Here is a 16,935-nt window from a genome sequence, read left to right as displayed (position 1 = left end):
AAGACAAGAGAAATGCTTCCCTGATAAAAGCAGGCAGAAACACTTCTACACTAAAAGGGAAAAGCTGTGGTACAATTGAAGGCAAAGAGGATGCATCCAGATGGAAAATCATACATTCTTACTCGGAGGAACACATTGAGGCTTTTAACACTGACTGAATATTGCTTATTGATCTTTTTTACAGGCTTTTATCTTGCCGTAACTGGCTTTACCGCCAAAGATATCGGCTTATATATCGGGATCGCCCTGATTTATATCTTCTCACATATCTTCTCTAAACGGTTATTAGAAAAACGCGGCAAAGAGAACAAGCAAGTGCATCTTTTCTTCAGTGTGCTGGCCATTATCGGTTCAGTATTTGTCACTGTATTATGCATTGCATTAGTCGCTTCTTTTTCCAATTAAAAAACGCCTGCTGTCCAAAGGCCAGCAAGGCGTTTTTATTTGGTTTGGCGCATTTCATTAAACGGGAAAAATACAAACTTCGACGTACCCACAATCCGATCTTCCGCAATCAGTCCTAGGCCATTTCTGCTGTCCATGGAGTTTAGCCGGTTATCCCCCATGACGAAATATTTGCCTTTCGGTACTTTCACCGGGCCAAAGTCGCCTGTAAGACTGACACCAAGCTTTTCTGCCTCTTTTTTATTTTTAGACAAATAAGGCTCGGCAACTTTTTTTCCGTTTATATAAAGCGTGTCATCCTTCATTTCCACGGTTTCTCCAGGCTTACCGATCAATCGTTTGACGTAATGGATTTTTGAAGTCTCACCATTGATAATGACGATATCTCCCCGCTCCAGCTCACCGATATAGTGTACCGTTTTATTGACAAACAGTCTTTCGCCGTCATGTAAAGTGGGGTACATAGATGAACCTTCGACTAAATACGGTTCAAATAGGAAGTGGCGGATAATGAGTGCCAGCAGGACAGCAATGACAATTGCTTTTCCCCATTCCCAATACGTATTGGTTTTTTTCTTCCCCGCTTTTTCAGTTTTTGTTTGATTTTCTTCGGTCAAAGTGTTTCCTCCTAGACGATTGCTATGTCAGTTGTTTCCCTTCTTTTACTTTATCATAATTTATTATAAAATACATAACTTAACCGCGCTGCCGCGAGAAGATAGAGAAAAAGCGTCCTTTAGTAACAGGACGCTTTTTTCCTTATTTTTCAGTTACAGGTTTTTTCACGATACCTAGGATAATCGCCATAACCACAGCACCAATTACAATACTTAATAAGTAAAGGAGCGGATGGTTTGTAATAAAGGCTACGAATATGCCCCCGTGAGGTGCAGGAAGGGTTACACGGAAGAATTCAGTTAATCCGCCGGCAACCGCTGCACCGACCACAGCCGCTGGAATTACGCGAAGCGGATCAGCCGCAGCAAACGGGATTGCGCCTTCTGTTACGAATGCCGCACCCATGAAGTAGCATGTAATACCTGCTTCACGGTCACGCTGAGAGAACTTGTTTCTGAAAATTGTTGTTGCAAGTGCGATACCTAGCGGAGGAACCATACCGCCGGCCATGATCGCTGCATGAGGCGCATAGTTGCCTGCATCAATCATCGCGATACCGAACGTGAAGGCTGCTTTATTAAGCGGACCGCCCATGTCGATCGCCATCATACCGCCTAAAATAATACCCATTAACACCAAGTTTCCAGTACCAAGGCTTTGAAGCCAGTCTGTTAAGAAATTCATGAATGCTGCTACAGGTGTATTGATTACAAATTGCATTAATACGCCAGTGATAAAAATACCAAACAGCGGATAAATCAATACAGGCTTCAATCCATCAAGTGACTGAGGGATAAACACAAATACTTTTTTCAATAAAATCACGACATAACCAGCAAGGAATCCGGCAATCAAACCGCCTAAGAATCCAGCATTCGCTTGAGTGGCCATAAACCCGCCGACCATACCAGGAGCAAATCCCGGACGATCTGCAATACTCATCGCGATAAAGCCGGCCAGAACTGCAACAATCAGTTTTAATGCATTGTCGCCGCCGATAAAGTTCAATGCTGCAGCAAACGTATTGTAGCTAGGATCATTCGGATCTGAAGAATGGATACCCCAGAAGAATGAAATTGCAACGAGTATACCGCCGCCCACTACGAATGGAAGCATGTTGCTGACACCGCTCATAAGGTGCTTATAAAACGCGTTTCCAATGCCGCCAGATTTGGCTTTTGGTTCATTTTCATCACTTTGAGCAGAAGAACCGCCGCCGCTGCCTTGATAAATCGGTGCGTCTTGATTCACCGCTTTTTCGATAAGCTCTTGCGGACGTCTGATACCTGCCGTTACTGGAACCTGAAGCACGCGTTTGCCTTTAAAGCGCTCCATTTCAACCTGCTTGTCCGCTGCGACAATGATTGCAGGTGCATCTTCAATTTCTTGAGCAGTTAACTTGTGCTTAATACCGCTTGAACCATTTGTTTCAACCTTAATCTCAACACCAAGCTCTTTCGCTTTTTCTTTAAGGGCATCCGCTGCCATGAAAGTATGGGCAATACCTGTCGGACAAGCTGTAACCGCTAGGATTTTACCTTTTCCGGCTGGTGCTGGTGCCGTTTCTTCTTCTTCCTCTTCGTCATCATCTTTATCATGCTGATTGATAATGTCAATAATCGCGTCTTCTGATTCAGCTTCAAGCAGCTGTTTGCGAATTTCTTCACGCATTAACAGCGTAGACAGTCTTGACAGTGCTTCAAGGTGAGTGTTGTTTGCACCTTCAGTCGCTGCAATCATGAAGACCAAGTGTGCCGGCTGGCCGTCTAGTGATTCATAATCGACACCGTCTTTTGAACGCCCAAACGCAATCGCCGGGTTGATAACGCTTGCCGTTTTCGCATGCGGAATAGCGATTCCTTCACCGATACCCGTTGAACTTTGGCTTTCACGATTTAAAATGGCTTCTTTGTAGGCTTGTCTGTCATTTAATTTTCCAGCCTTATCAAGAACTGTGACCATTTCGTCAATAACGTTTTCTTTTTCTTTGCTTTCAATATTAAGCTTTATCGTATGCTTCGTTAAAAGCTCAGTTATTTTCACTTTTGTTTCCTCCTCTATAGACGTGTGACCTTAACTTCAGGAAGAAGCTGCTGGACAAATTCTTCTGTACCAAGTTCCTCAGAAAACGCGGTAGCGCTGCCTGATGTAACTCCTAAGCGGAATGCCTCTTCAAGCGGCAGCTGCTTGGAAACACCGGCAAGAAAACCTGCAACGACAGAATCTCCTGCTCCGACTGAGTTTATCAATTTCCCCTTTGGTACGTTTGCAAAGTAAACGGCATCCTTCGTAAACAGAAGCGCTCCGTCACCGGCCATGGATACGATTACATGCTCAGCGCCTTGTTCTACAAGCTTTTTCCCATAAGGAACAGCTTCTTCAACAGATGAAATCGTCGTTCCGAACATTTCACCAAGCTCGTGATGGTTTGGCTTCATCAAAAACGGTTTCATTTCTGTTGCTTTCATAAGCGCTTCGCCAGAGATATCTAACACAACACGCGCGTTCTGCTGTTTGCAAGCCTCTGCGATTTTTTCATAGGTATCTTGAGGCAGTGAAGATGGAATGCTTCCAGCAAGAACGACAATATCCCCCTCTTGCAAAGATGTAAACTGTTCTAAAAAGGCATTGAAATCTTCGTCTGAAATCGTTGGTCCCTGACCGTTAATTTCCGTTTCATCACCAGTTTTCAATTTCACATTGATGCGGGTATCTTCTTTTACTTCAGAAAAAGCTGTTTCCAGGTTTTCTTCGCGCAAAAATGTTTTGATATATTCTCCGGTAAATCCGCCGATAAATCCGAGCGCTTTTGACTGAACATGATGTCTTTTCAGCAGTCTCGATACGTTGATGCCTTTTCCCCCTGGATACTTTGTATCGTATGCGGAACGGTTCAGGCCTCCTACAGTAAAATCTTCAACGTGAACAATATAATCGACAGATGGATTAAGTGTTACAGTATAAATCATGGTTTCACTACCTTTACGACAGTTTTTTCTTGGTAATTATCGAATGTAAGCTCTTCAGCGTCAGTCGTAATGATTGTTGCGTCACCTATGCCGGCAAATGCCGAAAATGAAATTTCTCCAAATTTCGAAGGGTCCGCTAAGACGTAAGCGTGTTTTGCCTGTTTGACAGCCTTCGTTTTCAAAAGGGCTTCATCAGGGTCAGGCGTTGTGAAGCCGGCCTCTGTATGCACACCGTTTGCCCCCAGAAAACTCTTATCGAATCTGTACTGATCCATGGCAATCAGTGAAGCGCCTCCGATAACCGCACCCGTTCTGTGCTTTACATATCCTCCAAGCAGATAAAAAGATATTTCTTTCCTTATCAATGCGTCGATGTGCATAACCCCGTTCGTGACCACAACGATATCTTTGCTTTTATCCATAAAATCAATCATGTGCAAAGTCGTCGTGCCCGCATCGAGATAAATGCAATCCCCTTCCTCCAAAAGTGAAGCGGCTTTTTCAGCAATCTTCAATTTGTCTTGAAGGTTTTTGGATGATTTTTCAAGCATATCAGGTTCAAGTCTGATATCGGAAAGCTTGGCAGCTCCCCCGTGAACACGCTTTAAAAAACCGCGTTCTTCAAGCGTCGATAAATCTCTTCTGATTGTAGATTCAGAAGCATTTGTAAGATTTATGAGCTCTTGAATCTTTACCACATCACGCTTTTCTATTTGATCAATAATCAACTGATATCTTTCAGGAGTTAGCATGCTTCACCTCCTAATGAAAACGTATTCATTTTGAATACATTTTCATTGTAAACGCTTTTTTTACAATAGGCAACTAAAATCATTCAAATTCATTCAATAACTATCAAAATCTTTCACGTTTCTCCATATTAACGTATGTATATAGGGTTTGTAAACTGTAAATTCGACAAAAATAAGGACAATTGTATGACTTTTTCTTCTTATCTTAATGTAAAAAGTCTTTTATATTCATAGTAAAAAGCACCAAACATAAAAAAACCTCATGCATATGCATGAGGTTACTCGTAACGCAGCGCTTCAATCGGATCGAGCTTGGCAGCTTTATTTGCAGGAAGCATTCCAAAGACAACGCCAATAAGCATACTGAACAGCACGCCTCCGCATACGACCTGCCAGGATACTAATGACGGCCAGCCGGCAATGGCAGAAACCAGCGCGGCCCCTCCGTATCCGATCCCGATCCCAATCAGTCCGCCGATAAGCGTTAATACGACTGATTCGATTAAAAACTGGGTCAGAATTTGTCCTCTCGTCGCTCCGAGAGACTTCCGAATCCCAATTTCCCGCGTTCGTTCTGTCACTGACACGAGCATAATATTCATGACACCGATTCCGCCGACTACAAGCGAAATGCCTGCAATTGAGCCGATAATCGTGGTCATGATTGTTGTGATCTTTCCAATTCCTGCTGCAATCTCTTCCATGTTCATGACTTGATATGAATCCTCAGTGCCATGATGGTCATTCACCAGCTGTGCCGCTTCTTTTCCGATAGATTTTATATCATCAGCCGATTCGACCTGCAATGACACATTACTGAAGTCACTTGTACCGAAAGACGATTTCATCATATTAAACGGCACATACATTTCACTTAGTCCGAAAGACAGCAAACCTGTTTCCTTCTTCAGCACACCGATAATTTCCACAGGCTGTCCGTTTACCCAGACAACTTCACCGAGAGGAGAGGATTTATCAAACAGCTCTTCTGCCATTTTTTGCGATATAATGCCCGCCCTTTTTCCCGCAAGAAAGTCATTATCAGTAAAGGTTCTCCCGCTTTCTATTTCTAAGGAATTGACATTCATATATCCGTCGTTGATTCCGTTAATGGTTACATCGGTTTCTTCCTCATGATAACGCGCCTTCATGCTTTCAGAAGTCGATGCAACCACTTGTTTTATCCCTTCTATATCTTTTAATCCGCTAATATCGTTTTCTGTGAAAGTTGACTCCGTTACGGCGTTCGGATTGCTTGCAAGCTCTTCGTCACTCGGCATGTAGTATAGTTCCACCGTATTTCCCGGACCGCTGATGGACTGCTTAAGCATCTGCTCGCCGCCCTGTCCTACAGCAACGACGACAATAACAGAACCAACACCAATTATGATTCCGAGCATCGTTAAAATGGAACGCATTTTATGTGCAAGAACAGAGCTCAAAGCCATTCTGACGTTTTCTAACAGACTCATTCCCCCACGCTCCTTTGTCCGGAGCCGGGAGGAACAATTTCTCCGTCTCGCACCATAATGACCCGGTTCGTGCAATCTGCAACTTCCGGCTCGTGGGTGACAAGTACAATCGTTGTTCCCTCGTCGTTTAACGCTGTAAATTGGTCCATAATCGCTGCACTTGTTTTCGTATCCAACGCGCCAGTCGGTTCATCCGCCAAAATTAATTTTGGTTCATTGACGATTGCCCTCGCAATGGCCACACGCTGCTTCTGACCGCCGGATAACTCATTCGGCATATGAAGCATCCGATCGGCTAATCCGACCTTTTCTAAGGCTCTTTCGGCTCTCTCTTGGCGTTCTTTTTTTCCAATGCCGGAATAAATCATCGGCAGCTCGACATTTTTTTTAGCGTTCAGCCGCGGGAGAAGCTGGAATTGCTGAAAGACAAAACCGATGGATTTGTTGCGGACTGCGGCCAGTTCTCTGTCTTTATAAGAAGAGATGTCTTCGCCGTCCAGCTTATATATACCGGAAGTCGGACGGTCTAGACAGCCGATAATATTCATAATCGTTGATTTTCCCGATCCTGACGGCCCCATGATCGAAACGTATTCCCCTTGATTGATGTTCAAATCAATCGAATGAAGAACATCAAACGTTTCTCTGCCGATCTGGTAGCTTTTTCGCACATTTGAAAGCTGAATCATTTATGCTTTCACTTCCGTTCCGTCAGCCAAATCATCAGCAGGATTTAAAATGACCTGATCATCCTTAGAAATTCCTTCTTTTATTTCCGTTACATCATCTGTTACTTCCCCGATTTTGACGTCGACTCGCTTGGCTTTACCGTCCTTTACTGTATACACATAATATTGATCATCTTCTTTTTTAACTGCCTTAGAAGGAAGCGTATTGGTTTTCCGCTTATCCGTTTCTATATTCATAATGAATTTAAAACCTGGCTTTCCTTCAGGAAGATCACCTTTTATTTTGACTTGAAGCGGGTATTGTACCGCCTGATCTGTGCCAGCTGCTGCCGCGGCGTTATCCTGCTGATCCGGTACTAGTCCGACAGCTGAAACTGTACCTTTCCATGTTTTATCCTGAATGACATCTGAAGTGAGTGTGACCTTTTGGCCTTTTTTGACTTTAAGTGTATCGTATTCAGACAATTTTCCTGAAACGACAAGGTCTTTAGGATTGCCGATATGTATGACGGGCTCTTGAATATCTGACTTTTTTGATGCTGCTTCCTGGTTGACAGAAATCACAGTGCCTTCAATCTCGCTTTTCACTTGAAGATCTGACACTTGATTGGCAAGCGACTGCCGCTGAAGTTCAGTTTGCTTTAATTCAATTTGAGCCGTTTTTTCCTGCATTTCAAGCTCTGTGCGCTCAGAGTCAACTTGTTTTTCTGCTTCTTTCTTTCCAAGCTGTTTTGTCAGTTCTTTTTCTTTACTGTCCAACGCTTGTAGCTTTTCTTGAATCTGATCGATTTGCAGCCGGTTCGATTCAGAGGTCAATTGATTCTGTTCTTTTTCCAGACTAAGCTGCTCATTCGTATAAGTGACTAACGGCGTACCCTTTTTAACTTTGTCGCCTTCCTTTACTTTAATGTCGTTCAAAGTTCCTTTATCGGCTTCATAAAACACATATTGTTCATTTGAAAATTTAAGTGTGCCTGGAACCATAACCGTTGACGATATCTTTTTTTCTTCTAGACTGCCCGTCTCGACCTTCTGGCCGGCGCTGCCGCTTGTCGGAGCGGCAGACCGGTAAATATTAATTCCTATAAAAAGAGCGACTAATGCTGCAATCCCAATTCCAATCCAGACTTTTTTCATCTATTTATGCACCTGCCACAGAGTTTATCGCCCCTGAAACAAACGAAAATGCGACCAAAAGGACGAAAAGAATAATAACGGATATCCACCCTGCTTTTTTGGAGATGCCTCCCGTTTTGTGAAGACCGATCGCTAATAATACATAGCTCCAAATGCTGAAGATTTCAAATGTATTTAATACATTGGCTAAAGGCATGTCTGAAGGAATAATTCCCGCAAGTGACGTCATGCTGTAAAGTGAACTTGTGTCAGTTGTAAAAGCAACAATTCCGTTGATCAATAATCCTAAGCTGCTGATTAAGGAGACAAACAGACCGAGAGAAAGCATTTTCTTATACGTCGTTACGCCTCCTGATATTTTCACACAGAGCCAATAAATGAGAGGTGCAATAAATAAAGCTGCAATTCCGCCGAGAATCGAACCTGCCATTGCTCCAAACTTGGTAATAGTGGCGACAGTTGAAATCTGCTCAGGCGATAAACCTTCAGTATCCGTCGCTTTAAGAAGCTCGCCATAATCCGTTCCGAGACCCTGCAATACAGCACCAACTATGATGATTGCCGCAACAATCAAGAGCGGGCCCCATACAACCGGCCTTTCTCTTATTCTCTCAAATTGAGTTCCAGGACTTGTGATCACTCCAAAAAGGGATGGCTTTTCAGTTGACACTCCGCCGTTTTTTTCTACATTTGCTTCCATATATAAAACCTCCTTGAACATATCTAGCTGATAATACGAAAGAATCTAAAAAAAGTTTCATATTTTTTTAAAAAATATCCAAATCATTCAAAAGGCCTTCAGACTTTCAAACTGAAGGCTTTTATTCGGCAGCTATGCTGTATTGCGCTTTCACCAGTCCTGCATAAATACCTCCTTTCGCAAGCAGCTGTTCGTGGCTGCCCTCTTCCATTTTCCTGCCGTGATCAAGAACGATGATATGGTCGGCGTCGCGGATCGTGGACAATCTATGGGCAATCATGACGGCTGTACGGCCTTTCAGCAAAGTTTTTAAAGCCTGCTGGATTTTGACCTCTGTCTCTGTATCAATGCTTGCCGTGGCTTCGTCAAGAATGATAATAGCAGGATCTGCGAGCAGCGCTCTTGCGAAGGAAATGAGCTGGCGCTGACCGGCGGATAGTACGCTGCCCCTTTCTTCCACTTCTGTTTCGTATCCTTCTGCTAAACCAGATATAAACTCATCCGCTCCGACTGCTTGAGCAGCTTTTATCACTTCTTCGTCTGACGCATCCGGCCTTCCGAAACGAATATTTTCCATAATCGTTCCCGAGAAAATAAACGTATCTTGAAGCACAATGCTGATTTGAGAGCGTAAACTGGCAATGGCCAGGTCTTTTATCGGAGTGCCGTCTATTTTAATGGTTCCTCCTGTTGCATCATAAAATCGGCTGATTAAATTGGCAATCGTTGTTTTCCCGCTCCCCGTGTGTCCGACTAGTGCAAGTGTCGAGCCTGCAGGAATAGAAAAGGAAACGGCATGAAGTGCTTTTCGTTTTTCATCATAAGAAAATTCAACCTCTTCAAAGATGATATGGCCTTTAATATTTTTCTTGTGAATGGCATCCCGCTTTTCCTTGACGTTCGGCTGTTCGTCTAAAAACTCGAAAATCCGCTCTGACGAGGCCATCCCCATTAACAATTGGTTATAAACCTGGCCTAATCTTGAAATAGGCTCCCAAAACATGCCTAAATAGAAGGCGAAAGATACGAAGACACCTATTGTAATAGTTTGGTTCATGATGAGTGTGGCGCCATACCATATTAATACAGCCGTTCCTATCGCATTTGTCATTTCTACCAGCGGACGGAACACAGCATTTTTTCTTGTTGCTTCCCGCCATGATTGATAGTTCTCCTGATTGACTCCGTCAAAATACGCCATGTTTTCTTGTTCCTGCGTGAAAGCCTGCGTTACGCGGATACCTTGTATGCTTTCGTTTAAATGGGAGTTCAGCTTTGATTGTTTCAGACGCACCGTTTGCCATGAACGGCGGATTTTTTTTCTGAGACTTGTTGAAATAAAAAACATAATCGGCAAAGTCACCATGATGGCTATGGTCAGTTCAGGACTCAGCGTGAATAAAATGATGACGACTCCCGCCAAAAGCAATAAATCTGTTAATAAGTTAATCACGCCGCTTGTGAAAAGCTCCTGAAGGGAGTTAATGTCATTCATAATTCTGACGAGAATAGACCCTGCCGATCTCTGATCAAAAAATCGGTGGGACAAGCGCTGCACATGGGTAAATAAATGCTGGCGCAAATCGTAAATGACATGCTGGCCAAGCTGGTTCATCCATCTGATCCTTAGCATATTGGCTGCATAATTAACAGCGTATAAAACGCTGATCAAAATAATCAGCTGCATCAGCAATTCCGAATTCTTTGCTGTAATGGCTTGATCGAGAACATAAACACCGATCAGAATAGGAATGACAAGCTTCACAGCAGTCCCAATCAAAACGGTGAGAAAAGAAAGCGGCAGAATTGTTTTTCGGTACGGTTTGACATAGCTTAACAGCCGCCACATTTGAGCCCAGTTAAACGGTTTTTCAATGATTTCATCTGAAGAATAATAGAAACGCTCCAAAATCCCCTGTTTTTTTGCTTGTTTCATATGTTCCTCCCTAACCGACCTGATGCGGCTCATTTATCATATTGGCATCCCGGTATTGCAAATCGTATATCTTTTTGTAATAGCCGTTTTTGGCAAGAAGCTCGTGATGAGTGCCTCTTTCACGAATGCTGCCTTTATCGAAGACGAGAATTTCATCTGCGTGTTTCAGTGATGAAATGCGGTGAGCGATGATAAACGTTGTGCGGTTTTTCATGACATCTTTTAACGCAAGCTGTATGCTGTGCTCCGTTTGCATATCTACTGCACTTGTAGCGTCATCTAATATTAAAATGCTTGGATTTAAGCAGATGGCTCTGGCAATAGCAATCCGCTGCTTCTGGCCGCCTGAAAGCCCCATCCCCCTTTCTCCAAGCATGGTGTCATATCCGTCAGGCAGTTCCATAATAAACTCGTGAGCCTGAGCCCTTTTTGCCGCAGCTATAACGTCCTCCATCGAAGCATCCGGCTTCCCGTATAAAATATTTGATCGAATAGTAGATGAAAATAGGAATGATTCTTGAGGTACGACTCCAATATTTGAGCGAAGGGTTTTTAATGAATAATCTGTGATAGGTTTATGATCAATCGTGATGATTCCGCCTGCCGGACTGTAAAATCTAGTGAGGAGCTGTGTGACTGAGCTTTTTCCAGATCCCGTAGGGCCCAAAAGTCCGATCATCTTTCCGCTGTTGGCTTCAAAGCTTACATTGGAAAGCGCGTTCGTTTGCTCATTTTTGTATGCGAGAGTCACATCTTTGAATGAGACATCTCCGGTTAACTTTGGCTGGTGTAAAGCATGAGCATGGTCTTTAATGTCTTCCTCTTCATCAAGAATGTCTAACAGACGCTCTCCTGAGGCTTTTGCCTGAGAAAACATATTAATCACAAAACCTAAGTTCATGATCGGCCACATCATATAACTGACAAGACTGAAGAAAGCGACAAGCTCACCCGGATTCAGCTGATTTTGCATGACCAAATAGCCGCCGTAAGAAAGAAGAGCCACAATACAAATATTGCCGATAAATTCCATCAGCGGAAAATACGCAGACCAGATGAATGACGTTTGTAAATATGTTGTTCTGTAGGCCGCATTTGCCTTATTAAAGGCGCTGATTTGAAAATCTTCTCTTGATAGTGACTTAACTGTGTTGATGCCGCTGATATTTTCCTGCACCTTTGTATTGAGCTTCGCAAACGATTTTCTGATACCTCGGAAGGCAGGGTGTACTCTTTTGTCAAATTGATATACTGCGATCGCCAGAAAAGGCAAAGCAGCGATTGTGACCAACGTCAGAGGAACCGAATAGTAAAACATGACTGATAAGCTGATCGCAACCAGCAAGCCGAATCGAATAAACTCAGCAAGCCCATAGGATAAAAAAAACCTAAGCCCCTCAACATCGGCTGTCAGCCTGGACATCAAATCACCTGTTTTGGCATTGTCATAGTAAGAAAAAGAAAGCCTCTGCAGTTTTCCATACAGGCCATTTCTCAGCCGATAAACAGATTTGATTCCAAACATATCACCTAAATACTGATGAAAAAAAGTGGCGGTTCCTTTTACAGCCATTACCGCAATAAATCCCAGACTGACCCATACTGCAAGCTGATACTGTCTCCCCAGTACGATCTCATCAATCGTAATTTGCAGAATGATCGGATAAACGACCGTTATCGCTGTCATCAAAAACATCGCCAGAAGCGACCACATAAACACCTTTCTGTACGGCCAATAAAATGATTTTAATCTTTTAAATGTCTCCATATCCAGCACCCTTCCAGTTTTTTCACCCTTACTATATCGATTCCCGAAATAAATTTCTATTATTTTTCCAAAATTCAATCTAATGATGGAGATGGTCTCTTACTTTATATGGTGGGACTATGTAAAATAAATGCTTACAGAAAATCATTGTATGCAGGATGAGGAGCAGGATATGCAAAAAACGAGAGATATGGCTTCTAACGCAAAAACCGGACGGCTTTATCGCCGTCCAGTTTTCATCCCCCGCTGACAGGAGGAATAACAGCCACCGTGTCACCGGAAGATACAGAAGTATTTTCTTTGACGTAGCTTTCATTTACGGCAATCATAGCCGTATCAATTGATTCAAGTCCGTATTGTTCCTTTAATACTGCTTTTACATCATCGGTTGTTACTTGTTCCATATCAATTTCAAGCGTTGACGTGCCGGCCTTTTCAGCAAGTCCCGCAAACAAAAGAATGTTAATCATGCTGCTCTCCCTCACTTAGATCTGGTTTTCCATTCGGATAAGCTGTTGTCTCAAGCTGGTCACCAATCCATTGCTCTCCGTCTTCCCAAATTTCTTTTTTCCAAATAGGCACTATTTGTTTAATGCGTTCGATTGCATACTCATTGGCTTCATAAGCAGCTTTTCGATGGGGGGAAGACACAGCGATGACAACTGCCGCTTCGCCGATATCCAGTACACCGATCCGGTGTGTGATAGCAGCTGAGGCACCTTTCCATTTCTCTTCTATTTCAGCCCCGATTTGGGCCAGCATCTGCACAGCCATCGGTTCATAAGCCTCATATTCCAGCCTGATTGTTTTTTTTCCGTTTGTCCACTCCCGAACCGTCCCGATAAACGTGGTAATAGCTCCAGCTTCCCGTTTCTCTACCTTTTTTATGATATCTTCAGTAACGATGGGTGTTTTCGTGATCTCAAATCGACCCATTACACAGATTCCCCCTTCAGCTGTGAAAGCACATAATCAACTCCTGCTGGATCATCCGCGTGAAAAACGGGTAATCCTTGGTGCGAAGCCACTTGTTCTTTTTCTCTGTACATGATTGCGATTATATTTACTGCCTGCAGTTTGGCCAGATCATCCTTATCTCGTACTATAACGACTTTAGGATAAGGAGCTTTTTTAAAGCCTTCTATGAGCAGGCAATCCATATCGAGAAAGCGATATAACTCGATCAGCTGCGGGAGATCCCATTTACGGCGGGCCGTAAGCTGTAAAACACCTGCTCCTTCTACTGCTGTTATATCAGCTCCTGCGGCTTGGTAACGGTCAGTGTCTTTTCCTTCAGTGAATACTTCCGGTTCGCCGCCATGACCGTGATGCTTCAAGCAGCCTGCATGCAGCCCCTGTTGTGCGGCTTTTTTAAGTATACGCTCTATCAACGTTGTTTTTCCGCTGTTTTGGAACCCTACAATTTGGACGATTGGGAAAGGACGGACCAAGGCCACTCACTTCCATTCTCTTCTCTGATCAGCAGCACGTGAACCGCTCTGCCCGATTCGTAACCTCTCGTACCGCCCGGCAGGATGATAAACGCATTCGCCTCTGCAAGTGAAGTGACAGAGCTTGACTTATCCAATCCAACGGGAGCCGCTAACAGCTTTCCTTCCTGATGGTGTACATAAGCACGTACAAATCGGGTAAAAGGATTTGGCTTAGGAAAGTCCTTAGTCAAAACTGCTTCTGCGCAAATGGGATGCGGTTTATCATGAAGCAGCCATGTCCGGATCATCGGTTTTACAAACAGTTCAAAACCGACATAGCATGCCGATGGGTTACCTGACAGCCCAAACAGCAGCATATCATTTGCATGAGCCACAGTCGTTACACTTCCTGGACGCATAGCAACTTTATTAAAGAGCACTTCCGCCCCGAGTCTTTCATAGATTGCAGGCAAAAAGTCAAAGTCACCAACTGACACGCCGCCTGTTGTGATTAGAAAATCAACCTTTTCCATTGCTTCTTTGACCGCAGCAAAGCTTTGATCAAGATCATCGGAAATTTTCCCTAAGTAAAGAGGTGAAGCGCCCGCTTCAATGACTTGTGCATATACCATACTTGCGTTGCTGTTACGGATTTTCCCCGGCTCCAGCGGGTCACTGACATTCAGCAATTCTGTGCCGGTTGCGATGATCCCAACAACAGGCTTTCGCACGACAGGCACAGAAGCGTATCCAAAGGTTGCCAGAAGAGCTGTTACTCCCGGGGTAATTCGAGTGCCCTTTCTGACTAAAACGCTCCCTTTTCGAGCATCTTCGCCTGTTTTTGAAATATTGTCCCCTGGGTGGAAGCGGCGTTTTAAGGACATAAACGGCTGACCATTCTCTTCAAAGGTTTGAGTCAGCTCAATCATGACCACGGCATCCGCGCCTTTTGGAATTTGCGCACCTGTCATGATTCGCACTGCCTGAAACGCAGCAAGTTCTTTCTCAGATACAGCCCCTGCTCCGATATGGTCAATGACCTCAAAGCGGACAGGGTGTTCGCGTGAAGCTTCAGCCGTATCGCATGCTCTGACAGCAAAACCGTCATATGGCGAACGGTCAAATGCAGGCACATGGTGATCTGCCGTTACATCTTCAGCTAAAAATCGGTGAAGGCTGTTTTCAAGCGCCACCCATTCTGTTTCCCCTCGTTTTTGAAATCGGCCAACACGCCGAACAGCTTCATCTACCGGTATCGGTGTTCTTTTCTCCAGCATTCTGAACCCTCCTGTTGTTACAATCCGATTACTCTTGCCAACACAGAATTGGCTTCTTTCACATCACTTGTTCCGTGAATCAGAGCCCGTCCGTCATTAAAAATGACGATTCTAAAATGTTCATAATAGATATGAAGCAAAAATGCATTGGCCTCTACCTTGCCGATTGTTTTCAGCCGACTGACGAGCTCCTGCTTCGGTATTCTTTTTAATGACTCTGATCTGACTTGAACCGTATCACGGCCGCACAGTACAGCGGCTTTTGGCGTGTTCCAGTCTTGAAGATAAGGATAAACTGCGTGTGCGCCACATGACGGACAATCTTCGACTCGTACATCGCTAACGTTTATTTTCATATGTGAATTGTTCCAGACATCAAACGTGACAAAGCCGCGCTGTATCGCTTCTATGTTTCCCGTTAACAGTTTCAGTGCTTCTGCCTGCTGATAGGCTGAAACCATATGGACCGCAGGGGGAATAATCCCCGCTGTATCGCACGTCGCTCCGCCGACAGGAATTTGTTCAAACAAACAAGACAAACAAGGTGTCTCCCCCGGTATGATCGTCATGAACATCCCTTGACTGCTTACACATGCGCCATAAATCCACGGTGTCTTTGTTTTCTGAGCTAGATCGTTGATAAGCATACGTGTTTCAAAATTATCTGTCGCATCGATAACAATATCCGCTTTTTCAATCAGCGGTTCAAGTGTTTCAGCCGTCCCCTCTGTAACATATGCCTCAATATGTATGCCGCTGTTTATAGCGGATAAATGTTCTTTGGCAGCCATAGCTTTCGGCATGCGGAGTTCTGCATCGCTTTCTGTATAGAGCTGCTGCCTTTGCAGATTGCTCCATTCTACATAATCACGGTCAATGATGGTGACGGTTCCCACTCCCGCTCTCGAAAGCCCTTCAGCTCCGGCTGTTCCGAGCGCTCCTGCTCCTACGATCAGCACGCGGCTGTCTGCCAGTCTTTGCTGGCCCTCTTCTCCAATTTGCTTAAATCTGATTTGCCGTGAATAACGCTCCTCCATCAAACCTGATCTCCTTATCTTTTATGTCAATCATACCATGTTTTTCTCCCGTCAGTCCCAGCAGGAGAATGTTTTGAATTCTTCCAAACGCCTATAGTCATCGCGTGTATTAATATTCATAAACTCTTCCGGCACTGCCGCGATTTCCTCTGCCTGTACGTAACGAACTGAAATACGGTCTAACAAATCTGATATTCTTAATTTTTTCTCGGATAGCTGTTCATATAGAATAGGCATGATCCTTTTATGATACAGTGCTATCAATGGCTGCTCTCGTCCGCCTGATATCGGGATGACTGCGTCCGTATCGGCAGTCACCATGCGCCTGAGTTCCGCCATCGTCCTTCTACGTATTAACGGTGTGTCACAGGATAGAATCGTATAAAGGTCACCGTCTGTCTTTTCAAAAGCAGTATAGATACCAGCCAATGGGCCCATTCCCTGGAACGGCTCCGCGTCTTGATATACTTCGGTTTCGCCATTTTCTTGAAATCTATCGATAAACTCGGGACGGCTGATGATGACCGCTTGCTCACCCAGCGACTTTTTAGCCCATTCGTAAAACATTCGGCCTCTCCATTTTACAAACGCCTTGGGCTCCCCAAACCGGCGTGAGGCTCCTCCTGCTAAAAGTACATTTATATGTTTCATGCTCTCACCTCTAGTTACCAAAAGCATAGCAAAAGCAAGGCCCCAACGCCAATGCTTGTCTGTTTATTAAAGAGGAATAGCTGTTCAGTAT

At 44.1% G+C, this 16,935-nt stretch carries 17 protein-coding genes; 1 reads left to right on the top strand and 16 read right to left on the bottom strand.

What is annotated here, in order from left to right:
• Positions 1-135: 135 nt before the first annotated feature.
• On the top strand, positions 136-405 hold the full coding sequence (locus CJU60_RS19615) for a hypothetical protein (RefSeq protein ID WP_010334087.1): 270 nt from the start codon (positions 136-138) through the stop codon (positions 403-405).
• Between the two features lie 35 nt (positions 406-440).
• Here CJU60_RS19615 and sipT read toward each other — a convergent pair whose 3' ends face one another.
• From sipT to CJU60_RS19535, 16 genes are all read right to left on the bottom strand, one after another.
• Positions 441-1,022: a signal peptidase I sipT gene (gene sipT / locus CJU60_RS19610; RefSeq protein WP_024121247.1), complete on the bottom strand. Its 582-nt coding sequence runs from the start codon at positions 1,020-1,022 to the stop codon at positions 441-443.
• Between the two features lie 142 nt (positions 1,023-1,164).
• On the bottom strand, positions 1,165-3,066 hold the full coding sequence (locus tag CJU60_RS19605) for a PTS fructose transporter subunit IIABC (protein WP_095714712.1): 1,902 nt from the start codon (positions 3,064-3,066) through the stop codon (positions 1,165-1,167).
• Between the two features lie 14 nt (positions 3,067-3,080).
• Positions 3,081-3,992 (bottom strand): 1-phosphofructokinase, encoded by a 912-nt coding sequence (pfkB, locus tag CJU60_RS19600; RefSeq protein WP_024121245.1) that lies wholly within the window; start codon positions 3,990-3,992, stop codon positions 3,081-3,083.
• On the bottom strand, positions 3,989-4,744 hold the full coding sequence (locus CJU60_RS19595) for a DeoR/GlpR family DNA-binding transcription regulator (RefSeq protein ID WP_024121244.1): 756 nt from the start codon (positions 4,742-4,744) through the stop codon (positions 3,989-3,991). The genes pfkB and CJU60_RS19595 overlap by 4 nt, the downstream gene beginning before the upstream one ends.
• A 278-nt stretch (positions 4,745-5,022) precedes the next feature.
• Entirely contained in the window at positions 5,023-6,216 is a 1,194-nt protein-coding gene (gene skiZ, locus CJU60_RS19590; protein ID WP_095714711.1) for a sporulation-delaying-protein transporter subunit SkiZ, read from the bottom strand.
• Positions 6,213-6,905 (bottom strand): ABC transporter ATP-binding protein, encoded by a 693-nt coding sequence (locus CJU60_RS19585; RefSeq protein WP_024121242.1) that lies wholly within the window; start codon positions 6,903-6,905, stop codon positions 6,213-6,215. The genes skiZ and CJU60_RS19585 overlap by 4 nt, the downstream gene beginning before the upstream one ends.
• Entirely contained in the window at positions 6,906-8,042 is a 1,137-nt protein-coding gene (locus CJU60_RS19580) for an efflux RND transporter periplasmic adaptor subunit (protein WP_044156044.1), read from the bottom strand.
• Positions 8,043-8,046: 4 nt separating this feature from the next.
• Positions 8,047-8,742, bottom strand: a complete 696-nt coding sequence (yknW, locus tag CJU60_RS19575; RefSeq protein WP_095714710.1) for a YknW family membrane protein — start codon at positions 8,740-8,742, stop codon at positions 8,047-8,049.
• Between the two features lie 121 nt (positions 8,743-8,863).
• The gene (locus CJU60_RS19570) at positions 8,864-10,678 is read right to left on the bottom strand and encodes an ABC transporter ATP-binding protein (RefSeq protein ID WP_095714709.1); all 1,815 of its coding nucleotides are present in this window, start codon (positions 10,676-10,678) and stop codon (positions 8,864-8,866) included.
• Between the two features lie 10 nt (positions 10,679-10,688).
• Positions 10,689-12,446, bottom strand: a complete 1,758-nt coding sequence (locus tag CJU60_RS19565; RefSeq protein WP_095714708.1) for an ABC transporter ATP-binding protein — start codon at positions 12,444-12,446, stop codon at positions 10,689-10,691.
• Positions 12,447-12,682: 236 nt separating this feature from the next.
• Positions 12,683-12,916, bottom strand: a complete 234-nt coding sequence (gene moaD / locus CJU60_RS19560) for a molybdopterin converting factor subunit 1 (protein ID WP_095714707.1) — start codon at positions 12,914-12,916, stop codon at positions 12,683-12,685.
• A complete protein-coding gene (locus CJU60_RS19555) occupies positions 12,909-13,382 on the bottom strand; it encodes a molybdenum cofactor biosynthesis protein MoaE (RefSeq protein WP_095714706.1) in 474 nt (157 codons plus the stop codon). Before CJU60_RS19555 ends, moaD begins: the two co-directional genes overlap by 8 nt.
• Positions 13,382-13,903 carry a molybdopterin-guanine dinucleotide biosynthesis protein B gene (gene mobB, locus CJU60_RS19550; RefSeq protein ID WP_095714705.1) on the bottom strand — a complete coding sequence of 174 codons (522 nt, stop codon included), beginning with the start codon at positions 13,901-13,903 and terminating at the stop codon, positions 13,382-13,384. The genes CJU60_RS19555 and mobB overlap by 1 nt, the downstream gene beginning before the upstream one ends.
• On the bottom strand, positions 13,864-15,156 hold the full coding sequence (locus tag CJU60_RS19545; RefSeq protein WP_010334072.1) for a molybdopterin molybdotransferase MoeA: 1,293 nt from the start codon (positions 15,154-15,156) through the stop codon (positions 13,864-13,866). The genes mobB and CJU60_RS19545 overlap by 40 nt, the downstream gene beginning before the upstream one ends.
• Before the next feature lie 17 nt (positions 15,157-15,173).
• Positions 15,174-16,193: a MoeB/ThiF family adenylyltransferase gene (locus tag CJU60_RS19540; protein WP_095714704.1), complete on the bottom strand. Its 1,020-nt coding sequence runs from the start codon at positions 16,191-16,193 to the stop codon at positions 15,174-15,176.
• A gap of 51 nt (positions 16,194-16,244) precedes the next feature.
• A complete protein-coding gene (locus CJU60_RS19535; protein WP_095714703.1) occupies positions 16,245-16,844 on the bottom strand; it encodes a molybdenum cofactor guanylyltransferase in 600 nt (199 codons plus the stop codon).
• Positions 16,845-16,935 lie beyond the last annotated feature (91 nt).

The sequence above is a fragment of the Bacillus sp. 7705b genome (assembly GCF_002289525.1).
GTDB lineage: Bacteria > Bacillota > Bacilli > Bacillales > Bacillaceae > Bacillus > Bacillus halotolerans.
Note: the sequence above shows the minus strand (reverse complement) of the source record. Positions and strands in the feature narration are given on the sequence as shown.

What these genes read in the sequence shown, in the direction of transcription:
- yknW (WP_095714710.1), bottom strand. Translation starts at nt 8,742, where the DNA reads ATGGAAGCAAATGTAGAAAAAAACGGCGGAGTGTCAACTGAAAAGCCA.
- pfkB (WP_024121245.1), bottom strand. Translation starts at nt 3,992, where the DNA reads ATGATTTATACTGTAACACTTAATCCATCTGTCGATTATATTGTTCAC.
- CJU60_RS19545 (WP_010334072.1), bottom strand. Translation starts at nt 15,156, where the DNA reads ATGCTGGAGAAAAGAACACCGATACCGGTAGATGAAGCTGTTCGGCGT.
- CJU60_RS19555 (WP_095714706.1), bottom strand. Translation starts at nt 13,382, where the DNA reads ATGGGTCGATTTGAGATCACGAAAACACCCATCGTTACTGAAGATATC.
- CJU60_RS19535 (WP_095714703.1), bottom strand. Translation starts at nt 16,844, where the DNA reads ATGAAACATATAAATGTACTTTTAGCAGGAGGAGCCTCACGCCGGTTT.
- CJU60_RS19585 (WP_024121242.1), bottom strand. Translation starts at nt 6,905, where the DNA reads ATGATTCAGCTTTCAAATGTGCGAAAAAGCTACCAGATCGGCAGAGAA.
- CJU60_RS19580 (WP_044156044.1), bottom strand. Translation starts at nt 8,042, where the DNA reads ATGAAAAAAGTCTGGATTGGAATTGGGATTGCAGCATTAGTCGCTCTT.
- CJU60_RS19595 (WP_024121244.1), bottom strand. Translation starts at nt 4,744, where the DNA reads ATGCTAACTCCTGAAAGATATCAGTTGATTATTGATCAAATAGAAAAG.
- CJU60_RS19540 (WP_095714704.1), bottom strand. Translation starts at nt 16,193, where the DNA reads ATGGAGGAGCGTTATTCACGGCAAATCAGATTTAAGCAAATTGGAGAA.
- moaD (WP_095714707.1), bottom strand. Translation starts at nt 12,916, where the DNA reads ATGATTAACATTCTTTTGTTTGCGGGACTTGCTGAAAAGGCCGGCACG.
- CJU60_RS19570 (WP_095714709.1), bottom strand. Translation starts at nt 10,678, where the DNA reads ATGAAACAAGCAAAAAAACAGGGGATTTTGGAGCGTTTCTATTATTCT.
- skiZ (WP_095714711.1), bottom strand. Translation starts at nt 6,216, where the DNA reads ATGAGTCTGTTAGAAAACGTCAGAATGGCTTTGAGCTCTGTTCTTGCA.
- CJU60_RS19565 (WP_095714708.1), bottom strand. Translation starts at nt 12,446, where the DNA reads ATGGAGACATTTAAAAGATTAAAATCATTTTATTGGCCGTACAGAAAG.